Annotated in this window: 6 protein-coding genes; 5 read left to right on the forward strand and 1 reads right to left on the reverse strand. The window is 61.6% G+C overall.

What is annotated here, in order from left to right; translation table 11 throughout:
• Positions 1 to 982: cupin-like domain-containing protein (locus LDL37_RS11075; RefSeq protein WP_290798079.1), on the reverse strand; the 982-nt coding region annotated here is incomplete at its 3' end.
• A 512-nt stretch (positions 983 to 1,494) separates the two neighbouring features.
• Here LDL37_RS11075 and LDL37_RS11080 point away from each other — a divergent pair.
• The 5 genes from LDL37_RS11080 to LDL37_RS11100 form a co-directional block, all read left to right on the forward strand.
• Positions 1,495 to 4,731: a TonB-dependent receptor gene (locus LDL37_RS11080; RefSeq protein WP_290798082.1), complete on the forward strand. Its 3,237-nt coding sequence runs from the start codon at positions 1,495 to 1,497 to the stop codon at positions 4,729 to 4,731.
• 301 nt (positions 4,732 to 5,032) lie between these two features.
• Positions 5,033 to 6,550: a tryptophan halogenase family protein gene (locus tag LDL37_RS11085; protein WP_290798085.1), complete on the forward strand. Its 1,518-nt coding sequence runs from the start codon at positions 5,033 to 5,035 to the stop codon at positions 6,548 to 6,550.
• Positions 6,543 to 8,036, forward strand: coding sequence for a tryptophan 7-halogenase (locus LDL37_RS11090; protein ID WP_290798087.1), 1,494 nt, complete (start codon positions 6,543 to 6,545; stop codon positions 8,034 to 8,036). The genes LDL37_RS11085 and LDL37_RS11090 overlap by 8 nt, the downstream gene beginning before the upstream one ends.
• Positions 8,037 to 8,046: 10 nt before the next feature.
• Positions 8,047 to 9,573 carry a tryptophan halogenase family protein gene (locus LDL37_RS11095; protein WP_290798091.1) on the forward strand — a complete coding sequence of 509 codons (1,527 nt, stop codon included), beginning with the start codon at positions 8,047 to 8,049 and terminating at the stop codon, positions 9,571 to 9,573.
• The coding region (locus tag LDL37_RS11100; RefSeq protein WP_290798094.1) for a cupin-like domain-containing protein at positions 9,570 to 10,000 on the forward strand (431 nt) is incomplete at its 3' end. The genes LDL37_RS11095 and LDL37_RS11100, both read left to right, overlap by 4 nt.

The following is a 10,000-nucleotide window of genomic DNA, read 5'->3' on the forward strand; positions in this document are numbered from 1 at the left end:
CGGCCTGCTCGACACTGACGACCAGCGCGCGACGCTCCGCCTCGGTCATCTGCCGCGCGTCAGGGGGCAGGTGCTCAAAATGCGCCGGGCGCGGGTCGGCAATGTGCAGCCGAAACATTTCGCGCCAGTAGGCCCGATCGGCCTCGCTCAACCCGGCCATAATCCCCAGCGCCTGATTGAACACCACCGCTGGGTCTTCCAGCGGATTCGCATAGCCGCCCCACCAGAAATTGGCCAGCGCGCCCACCGGCCCTTCGGCCGTGACCTGATGCCACCAGTAGCGCGGGATAAACAGGACATCCCCCGGCTCCAGCGTCACGCTCTGCGCGTGTTCAAAGGCCTCACGCAGGCGCGGGAAGGTCTCGAAATCTGGCGTATCGAGGTCGGCTATGCTGATCGGCCGCCCGGAGGGCGTGTAACCCAGAGGGCCTATATACAGATTACCCACCTGTTCCGGCGGAAACAGCAGGAAATGCCGCCGCCCGGCCACCAGACAGGCCAGGTTGAGGTCGTGGTCATTATGCAGCGCCGCCCGCGTCGCATTGCCGACCCACAGACGCGGCCCGATCTCTGGCGGCAGCAAGGGCATGGGGTTTTGCGCGGCGAACTCAGGCGCATGGTCGCGGGCCGGCGCCGATTGCAGATAGAGGCCCGGCGGCATCGGATGGCCGCTCAGGCGCACCAGCGTCGCCATGACTTCGGAGAGGGTTTGCTGCGCGTGACTGAAGTTCAGGGCCTCAAGATCGGGCGTGTAGCCGAACCGCCCTTTCAGGTGCGCACTGGCCGTCAGAACCCCGGCGGGGCGTCCGTTGTCGAGCCCTTGCAGATAGGCCGCCAGCGACGCCACGCCTTCGCGGGCCCGCTGAACCGCCGGCCATTGCACCACCAGACCACGCACCACAAACGGCGCGGTCGCCCGGCGGATACGCGCCCGTATCTCAGCCTCATCTCCGGCTTTCAGTGCCTCCACTTCGCGGCTCATCCGGCCTCCTGAATACCCATGTAAGGGCGTGGAGATTCGACCGCGCTACCCCCGCAAGTCAAGGCCGTGCGGCTTTTTATCGCTCAAAATGTGGGCATTCTGGCTTAACTGAAAAAAATGAATGCGACACAAAAAGCACACCCGTGTTACCCGTGTTGCAAAATATATCAACGCTATTGCAACGCAAGCAAATGTATTTAATAGTTTTTTTGCCTAACGGTCGCTAAAGGCCGAAATCGCATGACAACGCTGGTCAATAATTTTGAAATCAAATTGGTTTAATGCGTTTTCAAAATCGCAGAGTTGATATAATTCTGTAATTGTCAGCGCTGTCAGGCATAGGCCTGTGGTGTAATCCCGTCTGGTCGTGTGACTGGCGGGCAATAAAAAAGTGGATGCAGGTTTCGGGAAGCTCACCAGAGTAGGTGCACAAGGCGCAATGACGCCTTTGTGCTGTTTGCCTCCCCGAAATCTTTTTTGAGATGAAGAGCGGTCAGGGAGGACTTGAACACATGACAGTTAAGTTGAAGCACGGCGTTTCGGCTATGGCGCTTCTGATTTCCGCCGGCGTGGCTATGGCCGGCGCGGCACAGGCGCAGACCGCGCCTGCCGAAGGCGAGCCGCAGGAAGTCGTCGTCGTCGGCGCGCGCAAGGCCTTGCAGAGCGCCCAGCAGATCAAGAAGAACGCCGACACGGTCGTCGATTCGATCACGGCCAATGACATCGGGGCCTTCCCGGACAAGTCGGTCGCCGAAGCACTTCAGCGCGTGGCCGGCATCACGGTCAACCGCTTCGCCGCCACCGGCGACACCGCGCACTTCTCGGCTGAACCGTCGGGCGTCGTCGTCCGCGGTCTGCAACAGGTGCGTTCGGAATTCAACGGCCGCGACATCTTCACCGCCGACTCCAACCGCGGCCTGTCGTGGTCGGACGTGTCGCCGGAACTGATGGGCGGCGTGGACGTTTATAAGAACCAGACGGCTGAGCTGATCGAAGGCGGTATCGCCGGTACGGTCAATCTGCGTACCCGCCTGCCGTTCGACCAGAAGGGCCGCGTGCTGGCCGCGACCGCTGAATATACCTACGGCGATCTCGTCGGTAAGGGCGCCGCTTCGGTGTCGGGCATCTATGCCGACCGTTGGGACACGGAGCTGGGTGAATTCGGCGTGATGATCAACGCCGCGCACTCGGAAGTCTTCACCAACTCGGAAGGCGTGCAACTGGGTCGTATGGCGATCCAATCGAATGCGGCGACCTGGGGCACTGAGGCCAAGCGTTACTACCCGACCTCGATTTCGCTGCGCGACAATATCTATAACCGCGTCCGCGACGGTGTGGCCTTTGCCGCCCAGTGGAAGAGCAATGACGGTAATATGACCGCCACCTTCCAGTACAACCAGTCTAAGAAGCAGGAAAAGTGGGAAGAGTACGTCTCGACCGCCAACGCCGGCACCGACATGTGGGCCAAGGATATCGAGTACTTCTCGACCAGCCCCAACGAAACCCAGTGCAAGACCGGCACCACCTGCACCTTCGATTCCAATGGCTTCCTGCAAAAGGGTACGCTGCTTCAATCGGCCGAAGTCTGGTATGGTCAGACGCAGAATAACCCGAAGGCCACCGCTCCTAACAACTACCTCGCCTGTTACGCATGGGAAAGCTGCGGCGGTTCGCAACGGGGTACGGCCTATGCCACCTCGACCCGCTTCAGCGACAGCGTCAACGACACCAAGGACGCCTCGTTTAACCTGAAGTGGCAGGTCACCGACAAGCTGTTCACCAGCTTCGATGTTCAGTATGTCGATGCCATTCAGACCAACTACGATATCTCTGGCACGCTTTCGACCTTTGCCGATGTCACCTGGGATATGACGGGTGAACACCCGACCTTCACGCTGGCCAAGGCCACGAGCTTCAATCTGGTTGATGGTGGCGTTGCCAATCCGGAAAACTACCGCCTGAACGACCTGATGGATCACATCACGGACTCGGATGGTAATGAGTTCGCCGTGCGCGCGGATGCGGCTTACAGCTTCGACTCGCCGTGGCTGAATATGCTGAAGTTCGGTGTGCGTCATGCCGAGCGCGAGCAGACGGTGCGCTGGTCTACCTACAACTGGGCCAACGTCGTAAACACCTGGACCAGCTACGCCAACTGGAATGACTACTTCATCACCGGTTCACGCTTCCCGGACAAAAATGCCTATGGCGTTCGTTCCTTCGACGAAGATTTCTATGGTGGCGGTCTGACCAATGCCAATACGGCGGTCTATCTGAATATGGACCTGCTGAAGGATCAGACGAGGCTCGCCAATACCTTTAATGCGACGGTTTACCCGGCGGGCGGCACCAATGTCTGGCAACCGGTCTGCAAGCGCGCAGGTGTTGACTCCCGCTGCTTCCGCCCGGCGGAAATCGCCGAGGTGTCTGAAATCACCAATGCCGCCTATCTTCAGCTGAAGTTCGGTGGTGATGATGCCCTGCTGTTCGACAAGTTCCCGGTTACCGGCAATATCGGCGTTCGTTACGTGGAAACGAAGAACGAGAGCACGGGTGGTATTAACTTCGGTAACCAGCTTGCCTACGCGGCCACGGCGACGTCTCCGGTGATGGGCCCCGGTGGTACACCGCTGCTTAACCCTGACGGTTCGCCGGTCACCCAAGTCAACTACAGCTACTACGTTTCGGCCGCTGACCGGTCTTTCATGACCATCAACACCAATCTTGCGGTGAACAGCATCACGCACAAGAACTGGTTGCCGAGCTTCAACGCGCGCATCACGCTGGATGATACCTGGTATATGCGTGTGGCCGCTTCGCGCGCCATGTCGCGTCCGGATATCGGCAATCTGAAGGCCTACACCTCGATCAATGCGGCGCTGCCCAACGAAGCGGATCGCGTCTGTGGCAAGGGTCTTGTGTGTAATTCTGCCGGTCAGATCCAGTCGGTCGTCATGACCTATACCGGTGATGCCCAGAACCCCTACCTGAAGCCGGTGACGGCGGATCAGTTCGACCTGTCGTTCGAAAACTACTTCTCCTCGACCGGATCGTTCACCTTCTCGCTGTTCTACAAGCAGTTCCACGACTACATCACCTACGGCACCTACTTCCGCGACTTCACCAATCAGGGCGTGACCCGCTCGGTGCGTATGCGTGGTCCGGTCAATGGTGACGGTGGCTCGATCAAGGGTTGGGAACTGGCCTATAAGCGCTTCTTCGACAACCTGCCCTCCCCGTGGAACGGCCTCGGTATCGACTTCAACTACACCATGCTCAACAACAAGGGCATCAAGTCGTCGAACGTCGTGGTGAACTCGGGTGACGGCACCTCCGGTCAAACCGGTGGCGGTACCTCGGTGGCGGCCAACTCCTTTATCGACCTGCCGCTGGAAGGTCTGTCTGACAAGACGTTCAACCTGGTCGGTATGTACGAAAAGGGTGCCTGGTCGGCGCGTCTGGCCTACAACTGGCGCTCGTCGTATCTCGTGACCTCGCAGGATTGCTGTATCGCTCTGCCGATCTGGCAAAAGTCGGCGGGCTTCCTTGATGCCCGTCTGGCCTACCGCTTCAATGATCACGTGGAAATGTCGATCGAAGGCACCAACCTTCTCAACACCGAAACCGTTCTTCTGCAACAGGTTGACGGCCCGACCAATTCGAGCCCGAACGATACACGCCTGCTGCTGCCGAACGCCTGGTTCCAGAACGATCGCCGCATTCAGGCTCAGGTTCGCCTGAAGTTCTGATCGGTGCACCGTTCCAAACGGTAGGATGAGGTTGTCCGGGAGGCGTTCTTTCCCGGACAACCTGTCTCCCGCGCAGCGGTTACGACCTTTGCGCGCCTCTCCCTCCGTCATTCACGGAAACCCTTGCGGGACGCATCACACGTGGTGCGTCCTGTTTTTATCTGGGCCAGTTCTTTTCCGCGGATGAGACACAGTGACGCGCTTTTTTATCCAAAAGGGGCCTCACAGTTTTCAAAATGCGGTCTAAGATTGCCTTACTGAAAAAGACCCCATCCATCAGAAGCTAAAAGGGGAAGCAGGGATGACCCCCATTCGTAACATCACCATACTGGGCGGCGGCACGTCCGGCTGGATGGCGGCGGCGGTGCTGAGCCGCGCCTTCACGCCCGATGCCTGCACGATCCGCCTGATCGAGTCCGAAGAGATCGGCATTGTCGGCGTGGGCGAAGCCACCCTGCCGCAGGTTCGCGATTTCAACACCTGGCTTGGCCTTGATGAAGCCGAATTCATGCGCGCCACCAACGCGACCTTCAAGCTGGGGATCGAATTCCGCGACTGGGGCACATCGGGCAGCTATCACCACCCCTTTGGCGTCCACGGTCAGTCGGCCGGCGGCATCCCCTTCCATCAGTTGTGGTTGAAGGCGCGCACCTTCATGGACCCCGGCGCCATAGAGGACTATGCCTTCCCCATCCGGCTGGCGCGCGAAAACCGCTTCGATTTTCCGGTGGAAGACCCCAAGTCGATCCGTTCCGCCTACGCCTATGCCTACCATTTCGACGCGGTCCTCTATGCCCGCTATCTGCGCCAGTGGTGTGAGGCGCGCGGCGTGCAGCGCATCGAAGGACAGGTGACCGGCGTCGATCAGAACGCCGAAACCGGCTTTGTCGAACGCCTGACCCTGGCCAGCGGTGAAAGCGTGGGGGGCGAGCTGTTTATTGACTGCTCCGGTTTTCGCGCCGTCATCGCCGGTCAGGCGCTGAATTTAGGCTGGGAAGACTGGACGCCGTGGCTGCCGTGCGACCGGGCGCTGGCCGTGCCGTGCGAACGCACGGATGACCTGACGCCCTATACGCGCGCCACCGCCCGCGAGGCTGGCTGGACGTGGCGCATCCCGCTTCAGCATCGCACCGGCAATGGCTATGTGTTTTCCAGCCGCTTCACCACCGAAGAGCGTGCGCGTGAGGTGCTGCTGGGCGCGCTCGATGCCCCCGCTCAGGCCGAGCCGCGCCTGCTGCGCTTTCAGGCCGGCCGCCGCACGGCGTCGTGGCACAAAAACGTCATCGCCCTCGGTCTGGCTTCCGGTTTCCTGGAGCCGCTGGAATCGACCAGCATCTACCTGTCGCAGATCGCCCTGACCTTCCTGATGCGCCTGATGCCGGATACGCGCTTTGACCCGGCGCTGGCGCGTGAATTCAACCGCCTGATCGACATAGAATATGAGCGGGTGCGTGACTTCCTGATCCTGCATTACCACGCCAATTCGGCGAGCCAGGGCCCGCTGTGGGACTATGTGCGCGCCATGCCTGTGCCGGACAGCCTGAAGGAAAAGATGGCGCTGTTCCGCCACCGCGGCCACGTTCAGCAGTACAAGGATGGCCTGTTTTCCCCGGCAAGCTGGATCGCGGTCTTCATGGGGCAGGACGTCATGCCGCAAGCCTACGACCGGCAGGCCGATGGCCTAAGCGAAGAGGCCCTGACGGGCTATCTGAAAGACCTCAAACGCAAGATCGACAGCAATCTGGCCGTTCTGCCCTCACACGCCGAGTTTGTGGCCGCCCATTGCTACGATCCGAACAGCGGGATTTCCCATGACTGATACCCCCGTCCGACCGGTGCGCACCGTCGTCATCGTCGGCCGCGACGAGGCCCTGTGGCTGACCGCTGCGGTACTGCAACGCACCTTTGCCCGCAGCGATCTGAGCTTTACTGCCGTCGAACTGCCGTCGCTGCTGCGCCCCGGTGAGGTGCTGCCGACGCTGGGCAGTCAGGCCGGCTTCCACACCCGTCTGGGGCTGGAGGAAGCGGTGCTGATGCGGGCGCTGGGCGCGACCTTCACGCTGGGTCAGCAATATGTGGGCTGGGCCAAGACCGCGCCACCGGTCTTTGTCGGTTATTCCAGCACAGGCGTGGCCCTGCACAACGTGCCCTTCCATCATCTGTGGCTGCGCGCCCGCGCCTCCGGCATGAACGTGGCGTTTGAGGATTTCGCCATCAATGCCGCCTGTGCCAAGCAGGGGCGTCTATTGACCCCCGAGGCCGACCTCAGCGGCTTTGCCGACGCCGATCGCGGGTTTCACCTGCCCGCCGCCCCCTACGCCGAAATGCTGCGGCAGGTGGCGATCAAGCGCGGGGTGCGGCATCTGCCCGCCGCGCACGTGTCCCCCGTCGTGAAGGGCCCTGAGATGACCGCCGTGGTCCTGTCCGACGGGCAAACGGTAGAAGGCGATCTGTTTATCGACACCACCGGCAGCGACGCGCGTCTGCTCAGCCAGATGCCGGAGACAGGCTTTACCTCGTGGCGGCAATGGCTGCCCTTTGACCGCCTGCTGACCACCTATGCCGCCCCCGCAGCGCCGCTTCCGGCCTATGCGCAGATCACCGCCTTCCGCTCAGGCTGGGCCGGACTGTTCCCGCTGCGCGACTATACCGCTGTGCAACAGGTCTACACCCGCGACGAGCTGTCTGACGATGAGGCCTTTGAAACGGCGGCCATGGTGGTGAAGATGAGCCTGCATCCGCAGGCGACGGTGACACCCTTTGAAGCAGGCCGCCGCCCGGCCTGGTCGGGCAATGTCATCGGGCTGGGCGAAGCCGCCGCCGTGCTCGATCCTTTGGGCAGCGCGCGGATGCCCGCCCTGCTGCTCGGTCTGTCGCACCTGACGGCCCTGTTCCCGCTGGATACGTCCGGGCTGGAAAGCGCCGTGTACAACCGCACCGTAGGTCAGGCCTATGACCGTCTGCGCGATGCGCAGATCTGGCTCTACAGCCTCAACAAACGCCGCGATCAGCCGGTCTGGGACCATCTGCGCAGCGTCAGCCTGCCGCCGGAACTGGCCTATAAGCGCGAGGTGTTTGCCGCCTGTGGTCACCTGCCGGTATACGATGACGAAACCTTCGACGAGGCGTGGTGGATCGCCGCGGGCCTTGGCCACGGGCTGTTGCCTGCGGCCCATGATGTGCGCGCCGATCAGCTTGCGGAACCCGAACTGATCCGCCATTTTCAAACGGTCCTCGGCTATGTGCGCAAGCAGGTCGAGGCCATGCCCACCCCGGATGCCGTCTCACGGGCAGCCACTGTATAGGGTTTATCGGATGCAACAGACCATCAGGAAGATTGTGATCGTTGGGGGCGGCAGCGCCGGATGGATGGCCGCCGCTGCCCTGGCCAAAACACTGGGGGAGTCGCTCGATATCCATCTGATCGAGTCAGAGGAAATCGGCATTGTCGGTGTGGGCGAAGCCACCATCCCGCCCATCCTCAAATACAATGACCTGCTGGGGATCGACGAAGCCACCTTCGTGCGTGAAACCAACGCCACCTACAAGCTGGGGATCGAGTTCGTCGATTGGCGCGCCAAAGGGCACAGCTATTTCCACCCCTTTGGCCACAGCGGTCGGGAAATCGAAAGCTTCCCCTTCCATCACTACTGGCTGGCCGACTGGCGCCGCCGGGGCGGTGACTACGACTATACGCAGTTCAATCTGGAAACCGTCGCCGCCTATAAGGGGCGCTTCGGGCATCTGGCGGCCGAAGGCGACAAGCCCGGTCTGAACTATGCGTTTCAGTTCGACGCCGTGCTTTATGCCAAATTCCTGCGCAATTACAGCGCTGAACGCGGCGTCACACGCCACGAAGGCCGCATCGTCAGCGTCGAACAGCACCCCGAAAGCGGCTTTGTGACGGCGGTCGTCACCGCCGATGGCCGCCGCCTTGAAGGCGATCTGTTTATCGACTGCTCCGGTTTCCGCGGCCTGCTGATCGAAGGGACGCTGAACTGCGGCTACGAAGACTGGTCGCGCTGGCTGCCGATGAACAGCGCCGTGGCCGTGCCCTGTGAACGCGTCGCCGACATCACGCCCTATACTCGTGCCACAGCGCGCGAAGCGGGCTGGACGTGGCGGATTCCGCTGCAACACCGCACCGGTAACGGCTATGTCTTCTCCGATCAGTTCCTCAGCGTCGAAGACGCCAAAACGCGACTGCTCGGTTGCCTCGACGGCGCGCCTCTGGCCGAGACGCGCCTGCTGAAATTCGTCACCGGTCACCGCAAGCGCGTGTGGGACAAAAACGTAGTGGCCCTGGGTCTGGCCTCTGGCTTCCTTGAGCCGCTGGAATCGACGGCCATCCATCTGGTGCAATCGGGCATTACCCGCTTGCTCTCCCTCTTCCCCAGGACGGGGATCGTGCCTTCCGTCGTGGCGCAATATAATCGCGACGTCCTGTTTGATTACAACAATATCAAGGACTTCCTGATCGCCCACTACAAGATCAGCGAACGCGACGATACGCCCTTCTGGCGCTGGGTGCAGGCCATGGAGATGCCGGACAGCCTGAAAGAGCGGCTGGAGATGTTCCGCGAAACCGCACTGCTGATCGCGCGCGAACCGGAGCTGTTCCGCGAGACGAGCTGGCTGGCGGTCATGATGGGGCAGGGCCTGCTGCCCAAGACCAGTCACCCAATCGTGGAGACGATCGAAGCCGCCGATCTGCGTCTGCATATGAGCCGCTGGCGCAAGATGCTGGAAAGCCGTGCCGACAGCCTGCCCCGCCACGAAGACTATGTGCGCCGCTTTGCGCCCTCCGCCGATCTGAAGATGCGCATGGCCAGCGCCGGATGACACCCGTCCGCACGATAGAGTCCGTGACGGCGGAGGCCTTTGCGGGCGTGCAGGCGGCAGCGCAACCGGTTGTCCTGAAGCAACTGGTGGCCGACTGGCCCATCGTGGCCGCAGCCCGGCAATCGGATCAGGCCGTCACGGCGCTGCTGGCCGATCTCGATGCCGGACTGAAGGTGCCGCTGTCCATCCTGCCCCCCGAAGCGAACGGGCTTTGTCATTATGACGCCAGCCTGACCGGCGTGAATTTCCGCACCACGCCGCAATGGCTCGAAGACATCTGGCCAAGGCTGCTCTCCCCGCCGACCGACGGCAGCGGCTATTACGTGCAGTCCCTGCCCACCGAAACCTACCTGCCGCGCTTTGCCGAGGCGCACGCGATGCCCTTGCTGCCGCCGCAGGTCCAGCCGCGCCTGTGGCTGGGCACCCA

The organism is Asticcacaulis sp. (genome assembly GCF_020217185.1).
In the GTDB taxonomy this organism is placed as follows: Bacteria; Pseudomonadota; Alphaproteobacteria; order Caulobacterales; family Caulobacteraceae; genus Asticcacaulis.